Source organism: Streptomyces sp. NPDC004788, assembly GCF_053601115.1.
The window spans coordinates 17,457-41,908 of sequence record NZ_JBSGBF010000036.1 but is presented as its reverse complement, the minus strand read 5'-3'; the positions used below and the strand labels follow the sequence as shown (position 1 = coordinate 41,908).

Below are 24,452 nucleotides of genomic sequence, written 5' to 3'. Positions count from 1 at the left end.
TCCCCTCCGCCTACGCCTTCCCGCGCCCCTTCGTCTTCCCCTCCGCCTACGCCTTCCCGCGCCCCTTCGTCTTCCCCTTCCTCTTCCCCCTCGCCTTCCTGGTCCGCTCCCCCTTCGCCCGCGCCCTCGCTATGCGCTTCGCGATCTTCTCCGCGTCGAGCGCGATCTCCCGCAGCATCCCGCTGATCGGATTGGTGAACCCGGTGAAGTAGAGCCCCGGGGTCTCCCGGGCGCAGCGCGCCCCGCGCACCGCCGGCCGCCCCCGCTCGTCGAGCACGCCCAGGTGCCCGACCAGCGGTTCGAGCCCGCGCTCGTAGCCGGTCGCGGCGATGACGACGTCCGGGGTGAGGCGGGAGCCGTCCGCGAGGACGACCTCGGCGCCCTCGAAGCCGGCGACGGCCGCCACCGGCTCGACCTTCCCGGCCCGGACGGCGGCGACCAGGCCCACGTCCTGGACCGGGATCGCCCCCTCGCCGACCCGCGCGTACAGGCCGCCGGTGGGCCGGGGCAGCCCGTACGCGGAGAGGTCGGCGGTCATGAAGCGGCCGGCCAGGCCCGTCAGCCGGTCCACCAGGCCCACCGGCAGCCGCCGCGCCAGCACGCCGCTGCGCTGCGTGGGCCAGCCGAGGGTGGAGCGGCGCACGATGTACGGCGCGGTGCGCACCGCGAGCCGGACCCGGGCGGCGCCGCCCTCCGCCAGGTCGGCCGCGATCTCGGCCCCGGTGTTGCCGGCGCCGACGACGAGGACGTCGCGGCCCTCGTACGGGGCGGGGTTGCGGTACGCGCTCGCGTGCAGCAGCTCGCGGCCGTGGGTGGCGGTGTACGCATCGGAGCCCGGCCACTCGGGAAGGCGGGGCGTGTGGTTGTAGCCGGTGGCCACGACGACGGCGGAGCCGACGAGCCGCCGCCCCCCGGTCCCGTACAGCACCCAGCCGTCGGCCTCCCGCTCGACCCGGTCGACCTCGACGCCGGTCACGATCTCCAGGTCGTGGAACTCGGCGTACTTCTCCAGGTAGCGCACCACGTCCGCGCGGGCCACCCAGCGTCCGAAGGAGCGCGGGATCCGCAGCCCGGGGAGGGCGGACAGGCGGCGGGTGGTGTGCAGGCGCAGCCGGTCGTAGTGGTGGCGCCAGGAGTTGCCGATCGCGTCCGACTTCTCCAGGACGACGGCCCGTACGCCGCGTTCGCGCAGCGTCGCCGCGACGGCGAGTCCGCCGGGGCCGCCGCCGATGACGTAGACGGGGTGGGTCAGGGGGGTGGTCATGACTGCTGAGCGTAATGACGCGTACACGCCGTGGGTCTCGGTCAAGAGGGAGTTCGGTTGCGAATCGATCACGGGTGCGGGGAACCGGCGGGGGTCTTGCGGAGAGCCGGGCCCATCCGCTGAACTGACGGCCTGTCAGGTTTCCGGATTCCGTGTCGTCGGATTCCGTGTCGAAGGGCGGGCGGACCCATGCAGACGATCTGGCTCACCGGCGCCGAATGGCTCGCCGTCCTCCGCATCGGCCTCGGCCTGTGGTGGCTGGAGAGCTGGCGCCACAAGGACCGGAAGGGCTGGTTCGAGCGCGGCACCGGCATAGCCTGGGCGGCGGACGTCGCCGCGAAGCACAAGTGGCCGGCGGTGAAGAACGGCTTCGAGAGCGTCGTCGCCCCGCGCCCCAAGCTCATGGCGTACGTCGTCGTCTACGCCGAACTCGCCCTCGGCCTCGGCCTGGTCACCGGTCTCCTCACCCCGGTCGCCCTGGTCGGCGGCCTGCTCCTCAACCTGCTCTACCTCACCCTGATGATCCACGACTGGGCCGAGCAGGGGCAGAACGCGATGATGGCGCTGATCTCCCTCGTCGCCCTCTTCGCCGTGTCCTGGCAGACCTGGTCCCTCGACCACGCGATCGGACTCTTCTGATGGGACTGTTCTCATGACGGCCACCCCCGCGAGCCTCCCGGAGGCCGACGCCTTCACCCGTCCCTACTGGGACGCCGCCGCCGAAGGCCGGCTCCTGCTCCGCCACTGCACGGCCTGCGACCGCCCGCACCACTACCCGCGCGAGTTCTGCCCGCACTGCTGGAGCGAGGACGTGGAGTGGCGGCGGGCGAGCGGCCGGGCGGTGCTCTACACCTGGTCCGTCGTGCACCGCAACGACCTCCCGCCGTTCGGCGAGCGCGTGCCGTACGTGGCGGCGGTCGTCGACCTCGCGGAGGGACCGCGGATGATGACGGAGGTCGTGGGCTGCGAGGCGGCGGAGCTGCGGATCGGGATGGACCTGGAGGTCGACTTCCGGCCCGAGGGCGACTTCCGGGTGCCGGTGTTCAGACCGGCCCGCGAGGCCGCCTAGCGGGCCGGGGCCGGTCCGGCGGACCAGGGCCGGACACCCCCTAGCGGCGGCCGCCCATCTCCCAGTCGTGCACCTCGATGTCGGCATACCGGTCCGCCGTCAGCAGCGCCCGCGCCGCCTCCGCGTCCGGGGCGCGAAGGAGCGCCGCCGTGCCGAGCCAGGTGGCGCCGTCGTCGGAGAGAAGCGGGCCGTACGCGATGAGATCGCCGTCCGGGTCGTCGGGGAGGGCCAGGTCGGGGGCCTCGCCCGAGTCGAGGTGTACGGGCAGGCCGAGGCCGAGCACCAGAAAGCGGCGGCCGCCGGCCCGGCCGCCCGGGTACTCCCACATGGTGCGGCCGAGCCCGTTGCGCCAGCGGCGGATCATCACGTCGCGGTAGGCGCCGGCCTGGTAGTTCGGCTCGTCGAAGGCGAACGCGCGGGCCGCGGCCGGGTCGGGCAGGTCGACGATGTGGACGCTGCCGGTCAGCGTCTCGTCGTCCCTGGTGAACGTCGGTCCGCGGGCGATCAGCTCCTTCTCGTACCCGTCCATGTACGACCAGTGCGCCTCGACGAGCTCCTGGCGCAGCGGCAGCGAGCCGGGCCGGTCGCGGTGGTAGCAGAGGAATTCCATGGCCCGATGATCAGTTCGGGCCGGCGGTCGTGTCGAGCGATTTCGACTTGCGGTTGACGCTGCGGCAACTCCTACGGTCTTCGTGTGGGGCCGGAAGGACCGGCCCCGGCGAGGGAACGACGAAGGGGGCCACCGTCATGGCCTGGTCGATCGCGGACGTGGCCCGGATGTCCGGGGTGACCTCCCGGACCCTGCGGCACTACGACGAGATCGGACTGCTGCCGCCCGCGTGGACCGCGAGCAACGGACACCGCTACTACGAGGAGTCCCAGCTGCTCCGCCTCCAGCAGATCCTGCTGATGCGGGAGCTGGACGTGGGCCTGCGCGAGATCCAGGCCGTCCTGGACAGCCAGGCCGACCGGGTGGCCGTCCTGCGCGAGCACCACGCCCGGCTGCTCACGGAACAGGACCGGCTCGGCACCCTGGCCCGCACGGTCGCCCGCACCATCGCCGCACTCGAAAGCGAGGACACGAACATGCCCGACGTGGAGATCAACCGGCCCGAGAACCTCTTCGAGGGCTTCCAGCCCGACCCGGAGCTGGAGGCGGAGACGCGCGAGCGCTATCCGGAGGCGTACGCGCAGGCCCAGCAGGCCGTCGAGGCGCTGACGCCGGAGACCAGCGAGCAGTGGCAGCGCGAGGTCACCGCCCAGATGATCCGCTTCGCCGAGTTCATGGCCGCCGGCACGCCGGCCGACGACCCGGCGGTCCAGGCCGAGGTCGACGTCCACTACCGGGACGTCTGCCGCTTCTGGACCCCGAACGCCGAGGCGTACCGGGGCCTCGCCGCGACCTATGCCGAGGACCCGCGCTTTCGCGCGAACTTCGACAAGATCGCCGAGGGCCTGGCCGAGTATCAGCGCGCTGCGATGGTTGTCTACGCGGACGCCCGGCTGAGCTGATCCGAGCTGACCGCCGCGCGTGAACTGTCGACGGGCTGCAGACCGTCGACAGGGTCATGCTGGAAGGTGGGAGGCGAGCGAGATGACCTCTACCGACACGACAGCGAGTACCGGGACCGACACCCGCTGGCACATCACCGGCGACTGGTTCGACACCTGCAAATGCGATATCCCCTGCCCCTGCACCTGGGCCCAGGCCCCGACCTACGGTGACTGCGAAGGCATCATGGCCTGGCACATACGCGAGGGGAACTACGGAGACGTCCGCCTCGACGACCTCAGCGTCGTCATCGTCGCTTCCTTCACCGGAAACGTCTGGGCGGGCGAGCACACCGACCCCTTCGCCGCCGTCTTCCTCGACGAACGAGCCGACGAGTCGCAGCGGACGGCCCTCGGCGCGATCTTCGGCGGACAGGCGGGCGGCTGGCCCGCGCAGTTCGTGGGGATGTTCGGCCCCGAGATGCGTGGCATGGACGTCGTGCCGATCGAGTTCGCGATCGACGACGACCTCGCCACCTGGAGCGTCGAGATCCCCGGGAAGGTGCGCGCGAGCGCCGCGGCCCTGACCGGCCCCACCACGCCGGAGGGCACCCGCGTCCAGGTCCACAACCCCCCGGGCGCCGAGGTCGGCCCCGGCCAGGTCGCCACCTGGGGCCGGGCGACCGCCGACCGCGCGGACGCGTTCGGCTTCAAGTGGGACCGCGAAGGGCAGTCGAGCAAGCACTTCCCGTTCGACTGGAGCGGCCCCGACGAGTGACGCCGGGCCGAGGAGCGAGGGGGCGGATCAGCGGCGCCTGGTCCGCGTCACCACCGCGCCGAAGAGCGCGATGCCCTTGACGGTCACGCGCGGGGTGCCCGGCCTGCCGATCCGCCTGGCCGCGCGCTTGTCGAAGGCGCCGAAGAGGCCGAAGCCCTTCACCTCGACCTCGATGTCCTCCGGCACCCAGATCTTGGTGCCGCCCCACAGCGCGACGGCCCGGATCACGGTGTCCTGACTGCTGAACCGCGCCTCGGTCAGGTCCAGTCGGCCGCCGCCCCACATCGACCAGGTGGTCATCCGGGCCGGCACGACCCACTGCCCCTTGCGTACGAAGCCCCCGAAGATCCCCGCCAGGAACGTCCCCGAGGTCGGCGGCCGGTCCACCACGAGCGCGTCCCGCGGGCCCGGCACCGGCAGGCCGCGGCAGGCGGCCTCCAGATCGCCCCGGGTGCGGGCCGCGTGCACCTCGTCGAGCCGCGCGTCGAACTGGTCGAACGGCAGCCGCCCGTTCTCGACGGCGGAACGCAGCCGCTCCTCGGCGGCGTGGCGCTCGGAGTCCGAGGCGAGGATGTGGAGGTCGTGGTTGCGGTCGAGGCCGAGGTCGAGGTCGTGGCCGTGGTCCTGGCTGTGGCTGGGGTGCTTCTCCGGCATTACGTCAACCCTCCGAGATGGGCGGCGAGTACGGAGGAGAGGGCGGCGCGGTACGCCTCGTCGCGCCCGGGCTCGTCGGGGTCGTGGCCGAGGTCGGTGAGCCAGTAGCGCCGGCCCATCGCGTACCCGTACGCACCGGACATGGCGAGCAGCACGACCATCTCGATCCGCGCCCGGTCCGGCCCCTCCGGCGCGGGGAGCACGGTACGGATGCCGTCCTCGATCACGTCGACGAGCCGGGACAGGTTGGTGGGGGAGTCGGGGGCCTTCTCGACGTCCCAGTCGTGCAGGTTGGACCACGCCCACAGCCGGACGTACCGCTCGTCCCCGAGGATCTCGAAGAGCACGTCGGTCATCCCGCTCGCGTACGGCACCTGCCCGTCGGCCCGCATCCGCTCCCGTACGAGCTCCCGCTTCCGCTCGTTCTCCCGCTCCAGGACGGCCCGCACCAGCGCGCGGTACGTCCCGAAGTAGTGCGTCACCAGTCCGTGCGTGACCCCCACCGCCTCCGCGACCCGCCGCAGCCCGACGCCGTCGGGCCCGTACCGCGCGATGAGGTCGGTGGCGGCGTCGAGGATCTCGGCACGGGCCTGCTCCGGAGTGCGGCGCCGTCGTCGTCGTTCAGCAGCGGTCATGGTGGGTCGTGCCCTCGCAACTCTCTCCTGTTGGCAGGCTGGACAATATCCTGTTGTCCAGGTGGCTAACAAGCGGTGTGCGCTAGCCCGTTGGGGTGGGTCCCGTGACGCGGCGCCCGCCCGGTGGAAGACATCCCCTTGCCATGCCGGACAACGACCCCGCCCCCGACCCCGCCCCCGACCCGGTACTCGACCGGCTCCTGCGTCACCGGATCATCCACATCGCCGAGCCGATCACCGCCGAGACCGCCGACCGCGTCACCGCGCAGCTGTTCCTGCTCGCCGCCGAGAACGGCGACCTCCCCGTCACCCTCTACATCAACTCGACGGGCGGATCGGTCCCCGCCGGCATGGCGATCTACGACGCGATGCGGCACATCGACAACGACGTGACGACCATCGCCCTCGGCTACTGCGCCTCCATGGCCCAGTTCCTCGTCACGGCCGGCACCCCGGGCCGGCGCCACGCCCTGCCCAACACGCGCATGATGCTGCACCTGCCGTCCTTCGCCGACGCGGCGACGGCAGACGGCGAGGGCACCCCGGTCGGCGAGCTGCACCACACCAGGATCCGCATCACGGAGCTGCTCGCCGAGCACACCCACCGCACGACCGCGCAGATCGCCGCCGACTTCGCGGACGACCGCTGGCTGACGCCCGAGGAGGCCAAGGAGTACGGCCTCATCGACGACGTCCTGGACAGCGACGGCGCGGACTAGGGGCCTGTCCGATGGATCAGGGTCGGGCAGTCCCTAGGAGCCGACCTGCGCTCGGGACACGGCCCGGGCCAGGATCTCCGGTGCGGCCTCGGCCAGCGTGCCGAAGTGGCGGTGCGAACCCTCGGCGGCGGTCGGGGTGTTGACCGTCCAGACCGTCATCCCGGCCGCCCGCCCCGCCTGCACGCCGGACGGCGCGTCCTCGACGACGAGACAGCCGGCGGGGTCCGCGCCGAGCAGCTCCGCGGCCCGCAGGTACGGCACCGGCGACGGCTTGCCCTCGCTCACGGCGGCCGCGTCCACCACGACCTCCGGCACCGGAAGACCGGTGCGCTCGAACCGTCCGCGCACCCGGTGCTCGTAGTTCGAGGTCACGAGCGCCCACCGGCCGGCGGGCAGCGCGGTGAGCAGCTCGGCGGCGCCGGCGAAGGCCGCGTACGTCCCCGTCCGTACGTCCTCGTCCTCCAGCGCGTGCAGCAGCGCCAGGCACTCCTCGGGGTCGAGCCCCGGCGCGACGGTCGCGAACGTCTCGACGGGCCGCGTCCGGAGCGCGACGGCGTACACCTCGTCCCCGTCGAGCCCGTGCCGGGCGGCCCAGGAGTGCCAGACGCGCCGCTGGTTGGCGACGGCGTCCATGAGGGTGCCGTCGACGTCGAAGAGGACGAAGTGCTCGCCGGTTTCGCTGTTCTCGCTGTTTTCGCTGGTCACGCTGGCGATGCTACGTCCCTGACATCAGCAGGCGTCTTGACCGATGAGTTTTCGCGACCGCCGCCGTCTACCTCTCGAAACCACCTGAGAGGAAACAAGCGATGCCCTACGCCGACGTCAACGGAGTGTCCCTGTACTTCGAGGAGCACGGGCCGGTGAGCACCGAGCCGCCGCTCGTCCTCCTCCACGGCGGCTTCGGTGCCGGTGAGATGTTCCAGCCGCTGCTCGCCGCCGGGCTGGGGGAGGGACGGCGGGTGATCACCGTGGACCTGCAGGGGCACGGGCGGACGCCGGTCGCCGCCGAGCGGGAGATGACGGCGGAGGCGATGGGGGACGACGTCGCCGCGCTGGTCAAGCACCTGGGCCTGGAGCAGGTCGACCTGCTCGGCTACTCGCTCGGCGCCGCGACGGCCGCGCGGGTCGCGATCCAGCACGAGGAGCTGGTCCGGCGGCTGGTCCTGATCTCGGTTCCGGCGCGGCGCGACGGCTGGTTCCCCGAGGTCACGGCGCAGATGGACCAGATGAGCGAGGCCGCGGCGGAGTTCCTGAAGCAGTCGCCGATGTACGAGCTGTACGCGCGGATCGCGCCCCGGGCCGAGGACTGGCCGGTGCTCGTCGGCAAGGTGGCGGCGCTGAACCAGCGGCACTACGACTGGAGCGACGAGCTCGCCGCGCTCACCGTGCCCGTCCTCCTCGTCTTCGCCGACGCGGACGGCATCCGGCCCGCCCACATGGTGGAGTTCTTCGGGCTCCTCGGCGGCGGGCGGCAGGACCCGGGCTGGGAGGGCACCGGCCGTACGGCGTCCCGCCTGAGCGTGATCCCGGGCGCGACGCACTACGACCTGATGTTCTCGCCGCTGCTCGCGCCCACCGTGCAGACGTTCCTCCGATGACGTTTCCAGGGTGAATCCGGTCCACCTGGAGAGTGAGTAAAGCGCTCGTCACGGGACTTTCCCGCTTGTCTCCCGAAAACATCTTGTTTTGGCAAAGTGTCAGCGTGTCGACGAGGAGTCATGTGATGGGAACGAGTTACGGGAACGACCTGCGGCGGCAGATCGCCGCGCCCGGGACCACGCCGCTGATCGGCGTGTACGACATGTACTCGGCGTCCGTCGCCGCCGAACACTACGACGGGATGTTCGTGTCCGGGTTCGGCTTCGCCGCCTCGTACTACGGGCTGCCGGACATCGGGTTCATCGCCTGGCCGGACATGGTGGCCTTCGTGCAGCGGCTGCGCGGGGCGTTCCCGCGGCACCACCTGCTCGTGGACATCGACGACGGTTACGTGGACCCGGAGGTGGCCTGTCACGTCGTCGAGGGTCTGGAGCGGATCGGGGCCTCCGGGGTGATCCTGGAGGACCAGAAGCGGCCGCGGCGGTGCGGGCACGCGGACGGGAAGCAGGTGCTGCCGCTGGAGGAGTACCTGGCCAAGCTGGAGATGGTGCTGCAGACGCGGCGGGACCTGGTGGTCGTGGCGCGGACGGACGCGACGGACGAGGACGACATCCTGCGGCGGGCGAAGTGCCTGGCGGCGACGGACGCGGACGTGGTGCTCGTGGACGGCGTGCGGAGCGTGGAGTGGATCCGCCGGATCCGGGAGGTCGTGGACGGCAAGCCGCTGCTCTTCAACCAGATCGCGGGCGGGAAGTCGCCGCGCCTCTCGCTCGGCGAGCTGTCGGAGCTGGGCGTGGACGTGGCCATCTACAGCACGCCGTGCCTGTTCGCGGCGCACGCGGCGATGGACTCGGCGCTGACCGAACTGAAGGCCCAGGACGGGCGGTTGCCCGCCTTCGATCCGGCGAGCGGGATCGGTGTCGCCGCCTCCACCCGGCTCCTTGAGCGGAACATCGCCCGGCACCACGAGCAGCAGGAGCAGGTGAGCGTGTGACGGCGGCCCTGCGGGCGCTGGGGCTCGCGGCCGTGCTGCTCGCCGCCGGGGCCGGGCCCGCCGTCGCGGGCGAGAGCCTCGTCACCGTGATCGACAACCGGCAGGCCGACTCGGTCGTGGAGATCGACCGGGCGGGGAACGTGCAGGCCGGCAGCGGCGGGACGGCGGGCAGCGACCACGACGGCAGCGCGGTGGACGCGATCCAGGCGCTGATGGGCGTCGGGCCGGCCGCCTCGTAGCCGTACAGCGGAACGGCCGGACGGCCGGACGGCCGTACAGCGGAACGGCCGGACACCACGAGGGCGGTGTCCGGCCGTCTCCGTCTGCCGCGGGCTAGTGGTGGGTGGCCAGGCTGTGCGCGATGCCCGCCGCGACCGCGATCACGTCGGTCAGCGGCTCCGCGCAGGGGTTGGGCCGGCGGCCCGAGCAGACCTGGACCGGGACGTGCCGGTCGGTCGTCGTGCCGTCGCCGACCTGGCCGTTGGCGTTGGAACCCCAGCCGAGGGCCGTGAGGTCCGATGCCACGGCGAGGGTGTGCTCGCTGCCGGCGGCGATCTCGTTCACACCGGTGAGGAAGGCGGAGCAGGGCGCGGTCTGGCCGGTGGCGCAGGCCCGTACAGGGATCGGGTTCTGCTGGTGGTTGAAGGTGCCGTCGCCGAGCTGCCCGGCGCGGTTGTCGCCCCAGCCGACGACCGACTGCTGGTTCTGGAGGTTCAGGAGCGCGACGCTGTGGTCGCCGCCGGCGGAGATCTGGTTCACGCCGGTGAGGAAGGCGGCGCAGGGGGCGGTCTGGCCGGGCGCGCAGACCTGGACGGGCGTGTTGGTGCCGGTCGCCGTGCCGTCGCCCAGTTGGCCGAAGAAGTTGTGGCCCCAGCCGCGGACCGTTCCGTCGGTGAGCAGCGCGAGACTGTGGCTGCCGCCGCCGGCCACGCTGCCGGCCGCCGGGCCGGTGAGGGCGACCTGGACGGGAACCGACTTCTGGAAGTCGTCGCTGCCGTCGCCGAGCTGCCCGGAGGAGTTCAGACCCCAGCTGCTGACCGTCCCGTCGGCGTGCACGGCCAGGCTGTGCCAGGAGCCCGCGTCGAGACTGGTGACGCCGCTGAGGAAGGTGGCGCAGGGCGCGGTCGCGGACCGCGCGCACACCTGGACGGGCGTGTTGCGGCTGGTCGTCGTGGAGTCGCCGAGCTGCCCGTACTCGTTGTCGCCCCAGGCGACGACGCTGCCGTCGGAGCGCAGCGCCAGGTTGTGGAACGCGCCGGCGGCGACCGCGACGACGTCGGTGAGGAAGGCGGTGCAGGGGGCGGTCCGGCCGGGTGCGCAGACCTGGACGGGGCGGGTGCTCCCGGTGTTGGTGCCGTCGCCGAGCTGGCCGTCGCTGTTCAGGCCCCAGGTCCAGACGGTGCCGTCGGAGTGCAGCGCCACGCTGTGGTTGACCCCGCCGTCGATGCCGGTGGTCCGCCGGCTGTGCCCGGTGCGGACCGGGACCGCGCTGTCGGTGGTGCTCCCGTCGCCCAGCTGCCCGGTGTTGTTCGCGCCCCAGGCGACGACGGGCCCGGGGAGGACCGCGGCCGGGGCGACGGAGGCCGGGGCGATGGCGGCGGGGGCGACGGCGGCGGGGAGGACCGCGGCCGGCGGGGCGGCGGCGGTGGGTGCGGCCTGGGCGGTGAAGGCGCCGCTCGCGAGGAGCGCGGCCGCGCAGACGGCGGCGGCGCGTCCGAGCGCGCGGGTGCTGGGGCGTGGGAATCGCATGGACCGTCCTCGGGTGTGGGTGTCACGACCCCCCGGCCCACGAGCATGGCCCGGCGCGCCGGGCTCCCGCCCCCGACACGCGCCTGCCCGCACCCGACGTCAGCCCCCTGGTCCTAGGCCGTCTCTTCCGGATCTCGCCGGCCTGATCCGAAAGAAACGGCCTAGCCGGCCCCGCCCGCCCGCTCCACCACCCCGCGCACGTACGCTGCCTGGCCCACGTGCTGGTTGTCGTCGGTGATGACGCTGACGATACGGACGCCCAGCGTGACGTGCGGGGTCCAGCGGGTGTCGACGACGCGGTCGAGGTCGGCGTCGGTGAGGGACGTGACGTGCTCGACGGTGCGGGCGTGGACGGTGTCGTAGTAGTCGAGGAGGAGGTCGGCGGGCGCGCGGACGGCGGCGACCTGGGCGGAGGTGTGGCCGTAGCCGGTGGCGTCCTCGGGGAAGGGAAGGCCGAAGCGGCCGGAGAAGCCCTCGGACGTCCAGACCTGCTCCGTACCGAACGCGTCGGCGATGTGGTCGTCCTGAATGCGGCTCAGGTGCCAGATCAGCCACGCGACGGTGTTGGCGTCGGGATCGATCCGCTCGGTCAGTTCGGCGTCCGAGAGGCCCTCGACGGCCTCGTGGACGGCGTCCCGGATCCGGCTGAAGGCATCAAGGAGAAGCTCGGCGCTCTTCATGGCCCTCCTCGTGGTCACGGACCTCTTCACGCACCACGGTACGCCGAACCCGGCCCCGCCGCCGGGTTCCGCTCCGCCGCCCGTGGGGCGCTAGCGCACCGCCAGCGCGACGATCTGGGTCACCGCCTCCTCCGCGAAGTTGTCGTCGCTCACGAGGACCAGCGAGCGCTCGCCCGACGGCAGCGTCGGGCCCCACGTCATGCCCTCCGTGTTGTCGACCGTCGACAGGCCGAGCGTGTCGAAGTCCGCCACGAGCGTCTTGCGCATCGGCCGGACGGCCTGGCCCGCCAGCGAGTCCACCGCCTGGACGTCCGTCGCGCCGCGCGTGGTCGCGTCGAAGAGGCGGATCTTGTAGCCGGCGCCCGCGACCCAGGTGCGTTCGAGCACGAGGTAGCGGTCGGGGTCGTCGGGGAAGGCGAGGATCGACGGGACGCCGGTGTCGGGGCCCCAGGGGCTGGTGGGGTCGTTCACCGCGAAGATCTTTTCGAGGGGGTAGGCGAACTGCCCGAGCACCCGCCCGTCGCGCGTCTGCTGCGTCACCCGGACGAGCGCGCCGTGCTCCACCGTGGGCTCCGGCCCGTCCTGGAGCAGCGGGCCCTCGATGGCGCTGGTCAGCTCGTGGCCCCCGGCGCCGAAGGTGAGCGCCTCGATCGCCTGGTTCCGGCGCGGCCCGCGCTCCGCCATGGTGATCTCGTAGTTCGCGGGCAGCGGCAGCTGCCCGAGGTAGTCGCCGGTGGGGGAGGCGAACTGGATGGACGGCTGGATCACCGGCGGTCCGACCGTCTTGGGCCGGTCGCCCTCCTGACCCCACCAGTAGTCGCAGGTGCGCGGGTCGACCCGGATCTCCTCCGGATCGACGGCCTTGCCGTCCCCGACGGTCGGCGCCGGGTAGACCGAGCCGTCGGGCTGGCGGAACGCGTGGGTGCCGGTGAAGTCGACCGCGTGCACGCCGGCCGCGTCCACGTCCAGCCTGGCGGTGTAGAAGCGGGCGGGCTGGAGGTACGAGCGGTCGTCGCTGATGAACACGTACTCGCCGGTGCACCGGTTGCGGTCGACGCCGGAGAGGCCGCCGACCGTGGTGCCCTCGAAGTCGAGCTTGTGCGGGACGATCTTCTCGCCGAGCAGACGGGCTTGTGCCGCCCGCGCCACCGCCCGCGCCACCGGCCGCGCGGGGTCCGCCGGTTGGGCGGCGGCCATGGCCACCGCGGGGGTGAGGGTCGAGGTCAGAAGCAGGGCTGCGGCGCACGCACGGCGCGTCAGGGAAGCTCGCATGCCGATGATCTTGGCCTGGCCCGCCCGTGCGCCGCAGTCACCCGATCGGGTATTTCGGATCTTGCTCCCGAGTGGCTCTCAGGCGCGCTCGTAGTGGAAGCCGTCGCCGTAGGCCGGGCCGACGTCGTGACGGAGGCCGGACGGGACGGCGAGCTCGAAGAAGGACGGGTCGCCGTTCGTGCAGGAGGGATACCCGTCCGAACGGGCCTGGTCCACGATCGTGCCGCCCAGGTTGATGCGCTTGCCGCCGTCGGTGATCGAGATCAGCTTGGCCACGTGCTCGCAGTGGCCGCCGTTGATCTCCGTGATCATCCTGGCGGCGATCTGGCCCGGGGCGACCCGGTAGATGTAGACCGTCTTCGGCTGCCCGAGGTTGTACGCGCTGGTGTACGACCAGGTGCCGGCGAACGCCGACGAGATCCTGTTCGTCGTGGTGGGCGCCGTGGTCCTGGCGGGCGGGGGAGCGGTGGTCGTGGCGGGCGGCCTCGGGGCCGTACCGCCACTGCCGGAGCCGCCGCCCGAGACCGTACCGCCGGAGGACGAGGAGCCGCCGGAGACCGTACCGCCGGAGACGGAGCCGCCGGAGGCCGAGCCGCCGCCCGCCGCTCCACCCGCCGCGCCGCCCGGGTCCGCCGGCGGGTCGCCCTGCGACGGCGGAGCGGACGAGGCGCCGGCGGTCGGGGCCTGGTTCGGCGGTGTCGTGCCCGTGCTCGGGGTGCCCGCCGGGGCCGTGGCGGAGGGCGAGCTCGCGGTCACGCCGGGGGCGCCCTGGAGGTCGCGGCGGTCGGCGTCGTTGTCGATCAGCTTCACGACCGTGCCGCTGACGCCGAGGACGACGAAGACGGCCGCCACGACGGCCCAGATGCGGGAGGCCCGGCGCGGCTCGCGCGTCCCGGCCGGAGCCGTGCCCGCCGCCTTCGGGCGCAGCCCGAGCGTCCCCGTGTCCGAAGCCCCGGTTCCGGCCCCGGTCTCCGCCCCGGTCCCCGCCCCGGCCTCCGCCTTCGCTTCCGCCCCGGCCTCCGCCTCCGCCGCCTCCCGCTCCAGCTCCACCGACAGCGCCTCCGCGTCGAGCAGCCGCGCCGCCTGCCGGGCCAGCCGGGCCACCAGGTCGGGCGGCAGCCAGGCGCCGCCCACGGCCCCGCGGCCCGACTCCTCGCCCGGCAGGGCCGGGTCGGCGAGCAGGGCCTCGATGCCGGGGCGCTCGGTGGGGTCCTTGATCAGGCAGCGGCCGATGAAGGCGCGCAGTTCCGCGCCCTCGACCCGGTGCAGCTCCGGTTCCGCCTCCACGATCTGGAACATGATCGCGTGCTGGTTGCTGGCCCCGTGCCCGAACGGCAGTCGCCCCGTCGCCGCGTACATCAGCACGCAGCCGAGCGCGAAGACGTCGGCCGCCGGGCCCAGGGACTCGCCGCGCACCTGCTCGGGCGCCATGAAGCCGGGCGAGCCGACCACCATGCCGGTGCTGGTGAGCAGCGACTCGACGGAGGGCTCAAGGGCGCGCGCGATGCCGAAGTCGATCACGCGGGGGCCCTCGACGGTCAGCATCACGTTCGAGGGCTTGAGGTCGCGGTGCAGGATCCCGGCCCCGTGGATGCCCTGCAGCGCCCGCAGCAGGCCGAGCGCGAGGGCGAGGACCGAGTCGGCGGGCAGCGGCCCGTGCTCCCGCACGACCTGTTCGAGGGACGGCCCGGGTACGAAGCCGGTCACCACCCACGGGCGCCCGGCGTCCGGGTCGGCGTCCAGGACGGGCGCGGTGTAGTGCTCGCCGACCCGCCGCACGGCCTCGATCTCGCGCCGGAACCGGGCCCGGAACTGCGGATCCTGCGCGTGCTCCTCGTGGACGACCTTGACGGCGACCGTGCGCCCGCCCTCGGACCGCCCCAGGAACACCCGTCCCATGCCGCCGGACCCCAGCCGCCCGAGCAGCCGGTACGGCCCGACCGTCCGCGGATCCCCGGCGGCGAGCGGCTCCATGCCGCTGCCTTTTCCGCTTGTCCCGTTCTCGCCGCTCATGCCGGTCTGGTCCCCCTGATCGCACCTGATGCATGGTCAAATCCGAACGCGGTTCAGGGTAGATGAGGACACCGGGCGAGGGGGTGGCGGTTCCGGGCGGACTCCGGGCGGACTCCGGGCTGGTTCCGGGCGGACTCCGGGCTAGTCCCGGGGCTCCCGGGGGTCACGGGAGTGGTCCCGGGGGTTTCGGGGGTGTGCCCGGCGCCATTCCTCCGCCGCCGCCTCCACGTCGAACAACGTCAGGTTGAGCGGCGGGCCGGCCGGTGGGCGGGCCAGGGCCGCGGCGATCCTGGTGTTGATGTCGCCGAGGACGCGGCGCAGCTGCGACTCGGAGACGGCGGTGCGGGCCGCCTCGGCCGCGTCCTCGGCCTCCTTGCGGAGGGCCAGGGCCGGCGGGAGGGCCGCGAAGCCCTCGCGGTGCATCTTCTGCTTGACCCACCACAGCTCGTCGTACGGCGCGGTGTCGTCGGCGAGCGGCTTGCCGAAGCCGCTCAGCCCGGCGAACTCGCCGCGCTCGGCCGCCTCGCGGATCTGCCTGTCGACGAATGACTCGAAGCTGACTCCGGGCGGTTTCCGTTCGGTCATGCGTCCAGCGTACGTACGCCGGGCGGGGCGGTCACGGCGCGTTCGGGTCCGCGTACGGGTCCGCGCACCGCCTGTCCCGCCCGGGGAGCGGCAGCCGGGAAAACGGCAGGAGCCCTGCTCCGTACACATGACGTGCACGGAGCAGGGCTCCTTGGGTACAGCTCTAGAGGATCGCGATCGTCGACCCCGGGGTCACTTAGACCGGGGTGACGTTCTCCGCCTGCGGGCCCTTCGGGCCCTGCGTGACGTCGAAGTTCACCTGCTGGTTCTCCTCGAGGGAGCGGAAGCCAGAGGCGTTGATCGCGGAGTAGTGGACGAAGACATCCGGGCCGCCGCCTTCCTGGGCGATGAAGCCAAAGCCCTTTTCAGCGTTGAACCACTTCACGGTTCCGGTAGCCATGAGCCCTCCTATGGGCCAAAGGGTCGCCCTGCTCCAGAACCTGCAACCAAGTCTGAAAACTACAAAAGCCTGCGGGTCACATGCTCCGCAGGCTCTGTACTGCAAGGGAAACCAAACTGCAACTTGCGTCGAGCGTAGCACGCAGCGTGCTCGGAGGGGTAGAGGGAAAGATCACGTCACCCGGATGTTTGACACGCGCCGTACGCGCTGACGGCCCACCCGCCGATGTCCACGGTTCGAGACGGGTCTAGCCTCGCGATGTGGACAATGCAACTGAGGCAAGCGGCGCACCCGGCGATCACCACGATCACGACGATCACCGGCGCAGCCGGCCGCGGGTCGGACACATCCAGTTCCTGAACTGTCTGCCCCTCTACTGGGGCCTGGCCCGCACCGGGACGCTCCTCGATCTGGAGCTGACGAAGGACACCCCGGAGAAGCTCAGCGAGCGGCTGGTGCGCGGCGACCTCGACGTCGGCCCCATCACCCTCGTCGAATACCTCAAGCACGCCGACGAGCTGGTCGCGCTGCCGGACATCGCCGTCGGCTGCGACGGTCCCGTCATGTCCTGCGTGATCGTCTCGCAGCGCCCGCTGGACCGGCTGGACGGCGCGCGGGTCGCGCTCGGCTCGACCTCGCGCACCTCCGTGCGCCTGGCGCAGCTGCTGCTCGCCGAGCAGTACGGCGTGTCGCCGGACTACTACACGTGCCCGCCCGACCTCGGTCTGATGATGCAGGAGGCGGACGCGGCGGTGCTGATCGGCGACGCCGCGCTGCGGGCCTCGCTGCACGACGCGCCGCGGCTCGGCCTGCAGGTCCACGACCTGGGGCTGATGTGGAAGGACTGGACGGGGCTGCCGTTCGTCTTCGCGGTGTGGGCGGTGCGGAAGGACTTCCTGGCGCGCGAGCCGGAGACCGTCCGTGACGTGCACCGGGCCTTCCTGGCCTCGCGCGATCTCTCCCTGGAGGAGGTCGCGAAGGTCGCGGAGCAGGCGGCGCGCTGGGAGGCCTTCGACGCGGAGCTGCTGGAGCGGTACTTCCGGACGCTCGACTTCCGCTTCGGCGCCGAGCAGCTCGCGGGCGTGCGGGAGTTCGCCCGCCGGACCGGTCCCACGACCGGCTTCCCGGCGGACGTACGGGTCGAACTGCTCCCGGCCCGCTAGGCGTACCCGTCAGGCGGAGGGGATCGGCGGCTGGAGGAACTGGCTGATCCAGGCGATCGAGCTCTCGTCCATGCCCTGCATGTAGCTGCGCGCGTTGTGCTTGCCGTTCTGGATGATCTGGAGGTGGGACTTCACCGGGCCCTTGTTGGTGTACGTCCGGATGAAGCCCTTCACGATCGGCGTCAGCTTGGTCTCCTGCGTGCCCAGCTGGAACGCCAGGTAGACCCGGTTGTCCGGCGTGTCGGGCTTCCGGGCGAGGGCCGTCGCGAGCCGCCCCGGGTCGTTGGCCAGGCGGGCCGGCTCGTGCCCCTTCCACAGCGGGGAGTCCGGGGCGACGTCGGGGCCCGAGGCGATCACGGCCTTGAATTTGTCCGGCTTCTGCAGCACGGATTTCAGCCCGACGAAGCCGCCCGAGGACGAGCCCATGATCGCCCAGCCGTCCCGGGATCCGAAGGTACGGAAATTCGCCCGGACGAAATCCGGCACGTCCTCGGTCAGCCAGGTGCCGATTTTCGGGTGCCCCGGGATATCACTGCCGTCGTAGTAGAACTTGGCGTCCGGGTTGAGCACGGGCATCACGACGATGAACGGAAGGCTCTTTCCCTCGTCCACCCACCGGTTGATGTGCCCGGGGAAGTCGATGCCCTTGCCCGTCCAGTAATTCGCGGGGTAGCCCTTTCCGCCCGGCAGGGCGATCAGGACCGGGAAGCCGGTCTCCGAGTAGGCGGGGTCGAAATACTGTTTCGGCGCCCACACCCACACGTGCCCGGAGAACCCGGACTTCGCGCCCTGGACTTCGGTGGCGCCGATCTTGGTGCCGTCCGCGAGGTCGCGCAGCACCGTGAACGACGCCTTCGGGCCCGTCGGGAAGAGGGTCCGGGGCACGGCGGTGCCCGGACGCCCCGCGTCGGAGCCCGTATGGCCGGGCTTGAGCCGGTGCACCGCCTGCTGCTGGGCCGGTCCGGTGCGCCTCGGCGTGTCGAAGGAGACCGGGTCGCCCTCGTCGGACGAGGAACAGCCGGTGACCGTGCCGAGGGCGCCGACGGCGGCGCTGAGGGCGAGGGCGGTCGCGAGGGACCTGGTCGGGCGACGACGTGTCATGACGGGCTCCGGGTGCTTTTCGGGCGTTACGGCGGATTCCGAAGAGGGAGAGGGATCCGACGGGTGTTCGGTTGGCTCGGGACCGGCCCGAATCCGCGTGAGGGCGCTGGCGTAGGCTGGCCGCGTCCGAGAAGTAGCGCGGAGTACGCGCGCAGTACGCAGGACGTGCCCGTCCGCACCCTCCGAAAGGGACTCACCCGGTGACCGAGAAGGCCGAACTCCAGTCTGTTCTCGACCGCGCCGCCGCGGGTGGCCGGATCACCCCCGAGGAGGCGCTCGACCTGTACCGCTCGGCGCCGCTGCACGCGCTCGGCGCCGCCGCCGACGCGGTGCGCCGCCGTCGCTACGCGGGGACCGAGCACATCGCCACGTACATCATCGAGCGCAACATCAACTACACGAACGTCTGTGTGACGGCGTGCAAGTTCTGCGCCTTCTACGCGCCGCCCAAGGACACCAAGAAGGGCTGGACGCGCGACCTCGACGACATCCTGCGCCGCTGCGCGGAGACCGTGGAGCTCGGCGGCACCCAGATCATGTTCCAGGGCGGCCACCACCCCGACTACGGCGTGGAGTACTACGAGAAGCACTTCGCGGCCATCAAGAAGGACTTCCCGCAGCTGGTCATCCACTCCCTCGGCGCGTCCGAGGTCGAGCACATGGCCCGCATCTCCGGCGTCTCCGTCGAGGAGGCCATCACCCGCATCCACGAGGCCGGCCTCGACTCCTTCGCCGGCGCCGGCGCCGAGCTGCTCCCGGAGCGCCCGCGCAAGGCGATCGCCCCGCTGAAGGAGAGCGGCGAACGCTGGCTGGAGATCATGGAGATCGCCCACAAGCTGGGCGTCGAGTCGACCTCGACGATGCTGATGGGCACCGGCGAGACCAACGCCGAGCGCATCGAGCACCTGCGGATGATCCGCGACACGCAGGACCGGACGGGCGGCTTCCGGGCCTTCATCCCGTACCTGTACCAGCCCATGAACAACCACCTGAAGGGCCGCACCCAGGCCACGCTCTTCGAGTACCTGCGGATGATCGCGGTCAGCCGCCTCTTCATGGACAACATCGCGCACATCCAGGGCTCCTGGCTCACCACCGGCAAGGAGATCGGCCAGCTCACGCTGCACTACGGCGCGGACGACCTCGGCTCGATCATGCTGGAGGAGAACGTGGTCTCCTCGGCGGGCGCCAAGCACCGCTCCAACCTGCGCGAGATGATCGACATGATCCGCGCCGCGGACCGCGTCCCGGCCCAGCGCTCGACGACGTACGAGCACCTGGTCGTCCACGACGACCCGGCGAACGACCCGGTCGACGAGCGCGTCGCCTCGCACATCTCGTCCACCGCGATCGAGGGCGGCACCGCGCACCCCGAGCTGAAGCTCCTCGACGCGAACTGAGCCCGGACGGCCCCTGATGCTCACGCTCCACGTCGCCGAGGCGTCCCCCGGGACCGCGGTCCTCGTCGACGGCGCGCGCCTCGCCGCCGTCGGCCCGTACGAGGAACTGGCCGCCGCCAACCAGGACGCCCGGCTGCGCCGCTGGCCCGGCATCCTCACGCCGGGGCTGCTCAACCCGTACGGCCCCGAACTGCTCGAAGCGACCTACCACCCGGACCCGCGCGAGGCCGACGAGTACGGCACCGAGCCGATCACCGGGGAGGGGGCGCGGGCGATCTTCCGCGCCGACCCGGCGCGGCTCGGCGCCAGCGCGCGGCGCGGGGTGCAGCGGCTCCTGGCGCACGGCACGGTCGCGGTCGCCGGCGAGCTGCGCGGGCGCGCCGCCCAGGACGCGGTGCGCCGGGCCGGGCTCGCCGTCGGGCAGCGCCCGCCGAGCCTGCCGGGCCCGCCGTCCCTCTCGCCGACGCCGCTCGTCCTGCTGCCCGCCCTGGCGGCCGGCGGCCCGGCCCGGTTCGCGGTCTTCGACGTCCCGGACCGCGCGTCCCTCGTGCGCGAGGGCGCGGGCACGTGCGTGGCGACGGTCCTCGGCGGACGGCTGGTGTACCGGGCCCGCTGACCGGTGCGTCCAGGGTGCCCTGCGACAATGCGGGCGTAACGTCATCCGGACGTGATCCGGACGTGATCCGGCCGTACGACACGGCAGTACGACACAAGTGAGGCGAACGCCAGTGATCCGCGCAACCCTGGACAAGCAGCCGCACGAAGTCGCCTCGATGTTCGACGACGTGGCGGCGAACTACGACCTCACCAACGACGTCCTCTCGCTCGGCCAGGACCGGCGCTGGCGCAAGGAGGTCGCGAAGGCCGTCGACGCGCGCCCGGCGCAGAAGGTCCTGGACCTGGCGGCCGGCACGGCGACGTCCTCGCAGCCGTTCGTCCGGGCGGGCGCGTACGTCGTGCCGTGCGACTTCTCGCTCGGGATGCTGCGGGTCGGCAAGGAGAAGCACCCGTGGATGCCCTTCACCGCGGGCGACGGCACCAGGCTGCCCTTCAAGGACGACGTCTTCGACGCCGTCACCATCTCCTTCGGCCTGCGCAACATCCAGGACACCGACCAGGCGCTGCGCGAGCTCTACCGGGTGACGAAGCCGGGCGGCCGGGTCGTCATCTGCGAGTTCTCGCACGCCACCTGGGCGCCGTTCCGCACGGTCTACGAGGAGTACCTGATGCGCGCGCTGCCGCCGGTCGCGCGGGCCGTGTCGTCCAACCCCGACGCGTACGTCTACCTCGCCGAGTCCATCCAGGACTGGCCCGACCAGCCGACCCTCGCGGGGATGATGCAGAAGGCCGGCTGGTCGAAGGTGGCCTGGCGGAACCTCACGGGCGGGATCGTGGCCCTGCACCGCGGGTTCAAGGCGTAACCCTCCCCAATAGACTGCCCCCACCCCCCAATTCCTCGACCCTTTCGGGAGACCCCGCCGTGACCGAGCAGCAGCCCCTGTCCGAGCACAGCGCAGATGTGATCGTCGTCGGGGCCGGCCCGGCGGGTTCGACCACCGCGTACTACCTGGCCAAGGCGGGACTCGACGTCCTGCTCCTGGAGAAGACCGCGTTCCCGCGCGAGAAGGTGTGCGGCGACGGCCTCACCCCGCGCGCCACCAAGCAGCTGGTGGCGATGGGCATCGACATCTCCGAGGAGGCCGGCTGGCTCCGCAACAAGGGCCTGCGGATCATCGGCGGCGGCGTGCGGCTCCAGCTGGACTGGCCGGATCTCGCCTCCTACCCGGACTACGGACTCGTCCGCAAGCGCGACGACTTCGACGAGATGCTGGCCCGGCAGGCGCAGAAGGCCGGGGCGCGGCTCTACGAGCGCTGCAACGTGAGCGGCCCGGTCGTCGACGCCCGTACGGGCCGGATCACCGGCGTCACGGCGAAGCTCGGCGAGGAGAAGCGCGAGGTCACCTTCCACGCGCCGCTCGTCGTCGCCGCCGACGGCAACTCCACCCGGCTCTCGCTCGCGATGGGCCTGCACCGGCGCGAGGACCGGCCGATGGGCGTGGCGGTCCGCACGTACTTCACGACCCCGCGCCACGAGGACGACTACCTGGAGTCCTGGCTGGAGCTGTGGGACCGGCGCGGCCCGCAGGACCGTCTCCTGCCCGGCTACGGCTGGATCTTCGGCATGGGCGACGGCACCTCCAACGTCGGCCTCGGCATCCTCAACTCCTCCGCCGCCTTCCGCGAGCTGGACTGGCGCGAGGTCCTCAAGGCGTGGTGCGCGTCCATGCCGGAGGACTGGGGCTTCACCCCGGAGAACATGACGACGCCGATCCGCGGCGCCGCCCTGCCGATGGCCTTCAACCGCCAGCCGCACTACACCCGCGGCCTGCTGCTCGTCGGCGACGCCGGCGGCCTCGTCAACCCGTTCAACGGCGAGGGCATCGCCTACGCGATGGAGTCCGGCCAGCTCGCCGCCGACGTCATCGTCCAGGCGCACGCCCGCGCCACGCCCGCCCAGCGCGAACTGGCCCTCCAGGGCTACCCGAAGGTCCTCAAGGACACCTACGGCGGCTACTACACGCTGGGCCGCGCCTTCGTGAAGCTCATCGGCAACCCGAAGATCATGAAGGTCGCGACGCAGCACGGCCTGACCCACCCGCTGCTGATGAAGTTCACGCTGAAGATGCTGGCCAACCTCACCGACCCGACGGGCGGCGACGCGATGGACCGCATCATCAACGGCCTGTCGAAGGTGGCCCCGAAGGCCTGAGCCCCGAAGGCCTGAGCCCCGGAGGCCCGGGCCCCGAGGGCCTGGGCCCCGAAGGTGTGAGCCTCAGCGGGTGAACCGGGCACGGTAGGCGGTCGGGGAGACGCCGACGGTACGGGTGAAGTGGCGGCGCAGGTTCGCCGCCGAGCCCAGACCGCTCTCCTCCCCGATCCGCTCGACCGGCAGGTCCGTCGCCTCCAGGAGCGTCTGCGCCCGCGCCACCCGCTGCTGCAGCAGCCACTGCAGCGGGGTGGTGCCGTGCGCCTCCCGCACCCTGCGGTGGAAGGTGCGCGGGCTCATCCGGGCCCGGCGCGCCAGCTCGTCGACGGACAGTGGCTCGTGCAGCCGCTCCAGCGCCCAGTGGAGCACGGGCCCGAGCGGGTCCGCCCCGCCCGCCGGCAGCGGCGCCTCGACGAACTGCGGGCGGTCGCCGGGCCGCTGGGCCGGGACGACGAGCCGGCTCGCCAGCGCGCCCGCGACCGCCGCGCCGAGGTCCTTGCGTACGAGGTGCAGGCACAGGTCGAGGCCGGCGGCGGCGCCCGCGCTGGTCAGCACGGTCTCGTCGTCGGTGTAGAGGACGGCCGGGTCCACGGTCACCGCCGGGTGGCGGGCCGCCAGTTCGGTCGCGTACGCGTGGTGGAGCGTCGCCCGGCGCCCGTCGAGCAGCCCGGCCGCGGCGAGCGCGAAGGCGCCGCTGCACATCGACACCATCCGGGCCCCGCTCCCGGCGGCCGCCCGCAGCGCCGCCACCAGCTCGGCGGGCAGCTCCTGCCGGCCCTCCACCACCGCGTCCGGGACGGACGGCACGATCACGGTGTCCGCGCCGGCGAGTCCCTCCAGACCGTGGGTGGCGTGCGGCGCGGGGCCGCAGACCCGCAGCGTGTACCAGGGGTCGGCCAGGTCGGCGTGCGGGATGCCGAAGACCATGGACGCGACGGAGAGTTCGTACAGGTCCCACGGGGAGATCGCGCCCCGCTCGTCGGGCACGAGGACGACGGCCACCGATGCCGCGCCCGAGTCCGTGTCGCCCGAGTCCGTGTCGCCCACGCCGGTGTCGTCCACGCCGGTGTCGCCCAAGTCCCTGTCGCCCAAGTCCCTGTCGCTCATGATCGCGAGCCTATGGCAGGAATGGTGCGGCAGGCGGCAGTCCGTCTCCTGTCGGCCGGATCCGGCCACTGCGAGCGTGGAGCCATGACCACTTCGCACGCGAGCACCCACCAGCCCGTCACCGTCATCGGCCTCGGACGGATGGGCACGGCCCTCGCCGCCGCCTTCCTCGACGCCGGCCACCCCACCACCGTCTTCAACCGCACCCCGGCCCGCGCCGACGCCCTCGTCGCCCGGGGCGCCCGCCGTGCCGCCACCGTCGCCGAGGCGGTCGCGGCGAGCGAGCTCGTCGTGGTCTGCGTCCTCGACTACCCGGCCGTCCGCGCCCTGCTCGACCCGGTCGCCGCCGGGCTGAGCGGCCGGGTCCTGGTCAACCTCACCTCCGGCTCGCCCGAGCAGGCCCGCGCGGAGGCCGAGTGGGCCGCCGGGCACGGCATCGGCTACCTCGACGGCGGCATCATGACCACCCCGCCCGGCATCGGGAACAGCGACAGCCTGATCCTCTACGCGGGCGGGCCCGAGCTGCTCGCCGCGCACCGCCCGGCGCTCGCCGTGCTCGGCGACCCGGTGGACCTGGGCGCGGACGCGGGCCTCGCCTCGCTGTACGACGCCGGGCTGCTCGGCATGATGTGGTCGGTGTTCGGCGGCTGGCTGCACGCCACCGCGCTGACCGGCGCCGACGGCGTGCCGGCGAAGGAGTTCGCGGGCGTGGCGGTGCGCTGGCTGCGCACGCTGGCCTGGTTCGTGACCACGTACGCGGAGCAGATCGACGCGGGGGAGTACCCGGGCGACGACGCGACGCTCGACGTCCACGTGGCCTCGATCGCGCATCTGCTGCACGCGGGCGAGGAGCGGGGCGTGGACAACGGGCTGCCGGAGCTGCACCTGGAGATGATGAGGCGGGCGGTGGCGGCCGGGCACGGCGGCGACAGCTACGCCCGGATCATCGAGGCATTCCGGAAGTAGCGTCCTCTTTAGGATGAAACGGCGAAGGGCCGTCGCTCCCCCGAGG

General features: G+C 72.5%; 27 protein-coding genes. 14 read left to right on the top strand and 13 right to left on the bottom strand.

Annotation, left to right across the window (positions count from 1 at the left end; all coding sequences use genetic code 11):
* Positions 1-46 precede the first annotated feature (46 nt).
* Complete coding sequence (locus ACWEJX_RS18095) at positions 47-1,264, bottom strand: flavin-containing monooxygenase (RefSeq protein ID WP_451608415.1); 1,218 nt, start codon at positions 1,262-1,264, stop codon at positions 47-49.
* A 189-nt stretch (positions 1,265-1,453) separates the two neighbouring features.
* On the opposite strand from ACWEJX_RS18095, the gene ACWEJX_RS18090 reads away from it, so the two are divergent.
* Positions 1,454-1,903: a DoxX family membrane protein gene (locus ACWEJX_RS18090; RefSeq protein ID WP_451608414.1), complete on the top strand. Its 450-nt coding sequence runs from the start codon at positions 1,454-1,456 to the stop codon at positions 1,901-1,903.
* A 13-nt stretch (positions 1,904-1,916) separates the two neighbouring features.
* A complete protein-coding gene (locus tag ACWEJX_RS18085; RefSeq protein WP_451608413.1) occupies positions 1,917-2,333 on the top strand; it encodes a Zn-ribbon domain-containing OB-fold protein in 417 nt (138 codons plus the stop codon).
* Between the two features lie 40 nt (positions 2,334-2,373).
* Here the strand turns inward: ACWEJX_RS18085 and ACWEJX_RS18080 are convergent, their stop codons facing one another.
* Positions 2,374-2,943, bottom strand: coding sequence for a YciI family protein (locus ACWEJX_RS18080; RefSeq protein WP_451608412.1), 570 nt, complete (start codon positions 2,941-2,943; stop codon positions 2,374-2,376).
* Positions 2,944-3,080: 137 nt separating this feature from the next.
* Here ACWEJX_RS18080 and ACWEJX_RS18075 point away from each other — a divergent pair, with 137 nt between their 5' ends.
* On the top strand, positions 3,081-3,845 hold the full coding sequence (locus ACWEJX_RS18075; RefSeq protein ID WP_451608411.1) for a MerR family transcriptional regulator: 765 nt from the start codon (positions 3,081-3,083) through the stop codon (positions 3,843-3,845).
* A gap of 82 nt (positions 3,846-3,927) precedes the next feature.
* Positions 3,928-4,602: a DUF1326 domain-containing protein gene (locus ACWEJX_RS18070; RefSeq protein ID WP_451608410.1), complete on the top strand. Its 675-nt coding sequence runs from the start codon at positions 3,928-3,930 to the stop codon at positions 4,600-4,602.
* Positions 4,603-4,629: 27 nt separating this feature from the next.
* Here ACWEJX_RS18070 and ACWEJX_RS18065 read toward each other — a convergent pair whose 3' ends face one another.
* Both ACWEJX_RS18065 and ACWEJX_RS18060 read right to left on the bottom strand, forming a co-directional pair.
* A complete protein-coding gene (locus ACWEJX_RS18065) occupies positions 4,630-5,256 on the bottom strand; it encodes a DUF1707 SHOCT-like domain-containing protein (RefSeq protein ID WP_451608409.1) in 627 nt (208 codons plus the stop codon).
* Positions 5,256-5,891: a TetR/AcrR family transcriptional regulator gene (locus tag ACWEJX_RS18060; RefSeq protein WP_451608408.1), complete on the bottom strand. Its 636-nt coding sequence runs from the start codon at positions 5,889-5,891 to the stop codon at positions 5,256-5,258. The genes ACWEJX_RS18065 and ACWEJX_RS18060 overlap by 1 nt, the downstream gene beginning before the upstream one ends.
* Before the next feature lie 143 nt (positions 5,892-6,034).
* Here ACWEJX_RS18060 and ACWEJX_RS18055 point away from each other — a divergent pair, with 143 nt between their 5' ends.
* Positions 6,035-6,610 (top strand): ClpP family protease, encoded by a 576-nt coding sequence (locus tag ACWEJX_RS18055; protein ID WP_451608407.1) that lies wholly within the window; start codon positions 6,035-6,037, stop codon positions 6,608-6,610.
* 33 nt (positions 6,611-6,643) lie between these two features.
* Here ACWEJX_RS18055 and ACWEJX_RS18050 read toward each other — a convergent pair whose 3' ends face one another.
* Positions 6,644-7,315, bottom strand: a complete 672-nt coding sequence (locus tag ACWEJX_RS18050) for an HAD-IA family hydrolase (RefSeq protein WP_451608406.1) — start codon at positions 7,313-7,315, stop codon at positions 6,644-6,646.
* Between the two features lie 101 nt (positions 7,316-7,416).
* Here ACWEJX_RS18050 and ACWEJX_RS18045 point away from each other — a divergent pair, with 101 nt between their 5' ends.
* The 3 genes from ACWEJX_RS18045 to ACWEJX_RS18035 all read left to right on the top strand — a co-directional run bounded on the left by ACWEJX_RS18045 (position 7,417) and on the right by ACWEJX_RS18035 (position 9,442).
* A complete protein-coding gene (locus tag ACWEJX_RS18045) occupies positions 7,417-8,208 on the top strand; it encodes an alpha/beta fold hydrolase (RefSeq protein ID WP_451608405.1) in 792 nt (263 codons plus the stop codon).
* 125 nt (positions 8,209-8,333) lie between these two features.
* Complete coding sequence (locus tag ACWEJX_RS18040; protein ID WP_451608404.1) at positions 8,334-9,203, top strand: isocitrate lyase/PEP mutase family protein; 870 nt, start codon at positions 8,334-8,336, stop codon at positions 9,201-9,203.
* A complete protein-coding gene (locus ACWEJX_RS18035; RefSeq protein WP_451608403.1) occupies positions 9,200-9,442 on the top strand; it encodes a hypothetical protein in 243 nt (80 codons plus the stop codon). Before ACWEJX_RS18040 ends, ACWEJX_RS18035 begins: the two co-directional genes overlap by 4 nt.
* 94 nt (positions 9,443-9,536) lie before the next feature.
* Here the strand turns inward: ACWEJX_RS18035 and ACWEJX_RS18030 are convergent, their stop codons facing one another.
* The 6 genes from ACWEJX_RS18030 to ACWEJX_RS18005 all read right to left on the bottom strand — a co-directional run bounded on the left by ACWEJX_RS18030 (position 9,537) and on the right by ACWEJX_RS18005 (position 15,902).
* A complete protein-coding gene (locus tag ACWEJX_RS18030) occupies positions 9,537-10,952 on the bottom strand; it encodes an RCC1-like domain-containing protein (RefSeq protein ID WP_451608402.1) in 1,416 nt (471 codons plus the stop codon).
* Between the two features lie 161 nt (positions 10,953-11,113).
* Positions 11,114-11,632 (bottom strand): mycothiol transferase, encoded by a 519-nt coding sequence (locus ACWEJX_RS18025; RefSeq protein WP_451608401.1) that lies wholly within the window; start codon positions 11,630-11,632, stop codon positions 11,114-11,116.
* 90 nt (positions 11,633-11,722) lie between these two features.
* Positions 11,723-12,904: an esterase-like activity of phytase family protein gene (locus ACWEJX_RS18020; RefSeq protein WP_451608400.1), complete on the bottom strand. Its 1,182-nt coding sequence runs from the start codon at positions 12,902-12,904 to the stop codon at positions 11,723-11,725.
* A 78-nt stretch (positions 12,905-12,982) separates the two neighbouring features.
* Positions 12,983-14,917 (bottom strand): serine/threonine protein kinase, encoded by a 1,935-nt coding sequence (locus ACWEJX_RS18015; protein WP_451608399.1) that lies wholly within the window; start codon positions 14,915-14,917, stop codon positions 12,983-12,985.
* A 141-nt stretch (positions 14,918-15,058) separates the two neighbouring features.
* A complete protein-coding gene (locus ACWEJX_RS18010; RefSeq protein ID WP_451608398.1) occupies positions 15,059-15,502 on the bottom strand; it encodes a DnaJ family domain-containing protein in 444 nt (147 codons plus the stop codon).
* A 196-nt stretch (positions 15,503-15,698) separates the two neighbouring features.
* The gene (locus tag ACWEJX_RS18005) at positions 15,699-15,902 is read right to left on the bottom strand and encodes a cold-shock protein (RefSeq protein ID WP_046908818.1); all 204 of its coding nucleotides are present in this window, start codon (positions 15,900-15,902) and stop codon (positions 15,699-15,701) included.
* 260 nt (positions 15,903-16,162) lie between these two features.
* Between ACWEJX_RS18005 and ACWEJX_RS18000 the strand changes: the two genes are divergently transcribed.
* On the top strand, positions 16,163-17,065 hold the full coding sequence (locus ACWEJX_RS18000) for a menaquinone biosynthetic enzyme MqnA/MqnD family protein (protein WP_451608397.1): 903 nt from the start codon (positions 16,163-16,165) through the stop codon (positions 17,063-17,065).
* 9 nt (positions 17,066-17,074) lie between these two features.
* Here the strand turns inward: ACWEJX_RS18000 and ACWEJX_RS17995 are convergent, their stop codons facing one another.
* Complete coding sequence (locus tag ACWEJX_RS17995; RefSeq protein WP_451608396.1) at positions 17,075-18,166, bottom strand: alpha/beta hydrolase; 1,092 nt, start codon at positions 18,164-18,166, stop codon at positions 17,075-17,077.
* 200 nt (positions 18,167-18,366) lie between these two features.
* Here ACWEJX_RS17995 and mqnC point away from each other — a divergent pair, with 200 nt between their 5' ends.
* The 4 genes from mqnC (at position 18,367) to ACWEJX_RS17975 (ending at position 22,336) form a co-directional block, all read left to right on the top strand.
* Positions 18,367-19,566, top strand: a complete 1,200-nt coding sequence (gene mqnC, locus ACWEJX_RS17990) for a cyclic dehypoxanthinyl futalosine synthase (RefSeq protein ID WP_403795138.1) — start codon at positions 18,367-18,369, stop codon at positions 19,564-19,566.
* A 16-nt stretch (positions 19,567-19,582) separates the two neighbouring features.
* Complete coding sequence (locus ACWEJX_RS17985; protein WP_451608395.1) at positions 19,583-20,182, top strand: imidazolonepropionase-like domain-containing protein; 600 nt, start codon at positions 19,583-19,585, stop codon at positions 20,180-20,182.
* A gap of 112 nt (positions 20,183-20,294) precedes the next feature.
* Positions 20,295-20,987, top strand: coding sequence for a demethylmenaquinone methyltransferase (locus tag ACWEJX_RS17980; protein WP_451608394.1), 693 nt, complete (start codon positions 20,295-20,297; stop codon positions 20,985-20,987).
* Between the two features lie 59 nt (positions 20,988-21,046).
* Positions 21,047-22,336: a geranylgeranyl reductase family protein gene (locus tag ACWEJX_RS17975; RefSeq protein ID WP_451608393.1), complete on the top strand. Its 1,290-nt coding sequence runs from the start codon at positions 21,047-21,049 to the stop codon at positions 22,334-22,336.
* A gap of 63 nt (positions 22,337-22,399) precedes the next feature.
* Here ACWEJX_RS17975 and ACWEJX_RS17970 read toward each other — a convergent pair whose 3' ends face one another.
* Positions 22,400-23,335, bottom strand: a complete 936-nt coding sequence (locus tag ACWEJX_RS17970; protein WP_451608451.1) for a helix-turn-helix domain-containing protein — start codon at positions 23,333-23,335, stop codon at positions 22,400-22,402.
* A 189-nt stretch (positions 23,336-23,524) separates the two neighbouring features.
* Here ACWEJX_RS17970 and ACWEJX_RS17965 point away from each other — a divergent pair, with 189 nt between their 5' ends.
* A complete protein-coding gene (locus ACWEJX_RS17965; RefSeq protein WP_451608392.1) occupies positions 23,525-24,406 on the top strand; it encodes an NAD(P)-dependent oxidoreductase in 882 nt (293 codons plus the stop codon).
* Positions 24,407-24,452 lie beyond the last annotated feature (46 nt).

Excerpts from the sequence above, each read along its gene's own strand:
- ACWEJX_RS18095 (WP_451608415.1), bottom strand. The coding sequence starts at position 1,264 with ATGACCACCCCCCTGACCCACCCCGTCTACGTCATCGGCGGCGGCCCC.
- ACWEJX_RS18090 (WP_451608414.1), top strand. The coding sequence starts at position 1,454 with ATGCAGACGATCTGGCTCACCGGCGCCGAATGGCTCGCCGTCCTCCGC.
- ACWEJX_RS18085 (WP_451608413.1), top strand. The coding sequence starts at position 1,917 with ATGACGGCCACCCCCGCGAGCCTCCCGGAGGCCGACGCCTTCACCCGT.
- ACWEJX_RS18080 (WP_451608412.1), bottom strand. The coding sequence starts at position 2,943 with ATGGAATTCCTCTGCTACCACCGCGACCGGCCCGGCTCGCTGCCGCTG.
- ACWEJX_RS18075 (WP_451608411.1), top strand. The coding sequence starts at position 3,081 with ATGGCCTGGTCGATCGCGGACGTGGCCCGGATGTCCGGGGTGACCTCC.
- ACWEJX_RS18070 (WP_451608410.1), top strand. The coding sequence starts at position 3,928 with ATGACCTCTACCGACACGACAGCGAGTACCGGGACCGACACCCGCTGG.
- ACWEJX_RS18065 (WP_451608409.1), bottom strand. The coding sequence starts at position 5,256 with ATGCCGGAGAAGCACCCCAGCCACAGCCAGGACCACGGCCACGACCTC.
- ACWEJX_RS18060 (WP_451608408.1), bottom strand. The coding sequence starts at position 5,891 with ATGACCGCTGCTGAACGACGACGACGGCGCCGCACTCCGGAGCAGGCC.
- ACWEJX_RS18055 (WP_451608407.1), top strand. The coding sequence starts at position 6,035 with ATGCCGGACAACGACCCCGCCCCCGACCCCGCCCCCGACCCGGTACTC.
- ACWEJX_RS18045 (WP_451608405.1), top strand. The coding sequence starts at position 7,417 with ATGCCCTACGCCGACGTCAACGGAGTGTCCCTGTACTTCGAGGAGCAC.
- ACWEJX_RS18040 (WP_451608404.1), top strand. The coding sequence starts at position 8,334 with ATGGGAACGAGTTACGGGAACGACCTGCGGCGGCAGATCGCCGCGCCC.
- ACWEJX_RS18030 (WP_451608402.1), bottom strand. The coding sequence starts at position 10,952 with ATGCGATTCCCACGCCCCAGCACCCGCGCGCTCGGACGCGCCGCCGCC.
- ACWEJX_RS18025 (WP_451608401.1), bottom strand. The coding sequence starts at position 11,632 with ATGAAGAGCGCCGAGCTTCTCCTTGATGCCTTCAGCCGGATCCGGGAC.
- ACWEJX_RS18020 (WP_451608400.1), bottom strand. The coding sequence starts at position 12,904 with ATGCGAGCTTCCCTGACGCGCCGTGCGTGCGCCGCAGCCCTGCTTCTG.
- ACWEJX_RS18015 (WP_451608399.1), bottom strand. The coding sequence starts at position 14,917 with ATGAGCGGCGAGAACGGGACAAGCGGAAAAGGCAGCGGCATGGAGCCG.
- ACWEJX_RS18010 (WP_451608398.1), bottom strand. The coding sequence starts at position 15,502 with ATGACCGAACGGAAACCGCCCGGAGTCAGCTTCGAGTCATTCGTCGAC.
- ACWEJX_RS18005 (WP_046908818.1), bottom strand. The coding sequence starts at position 15,902 with ATGGCTACCGGAACCGTGAAGTGGTTCAACGCTGAAAAGGGCTTTGGC.
- ACWEJX_RS17995 (WP_451608396.1), bottom strand. The coding sequence starts at position 18,166 with ATGACACGTCGTCGCCCGACCAGGTCCCTCGCGACCGCCCTCGCCCTC.
- ACWEJX_RS17985 (WP_451608395.1), top strand. The coding sequence starts at position 19,583 with ATGCTCACGCTCCACGTCGCCGAGGCGTCCCCCGGGACCGCGGTCCTC.
- ACWEJX_RS17965 (WP_451608392.1), top strand. The coding sequence starts at position 23,525 with ATGACCACTTCGCACGCGAGCACCCACCAGCCCGTCACCGTCATCGGC.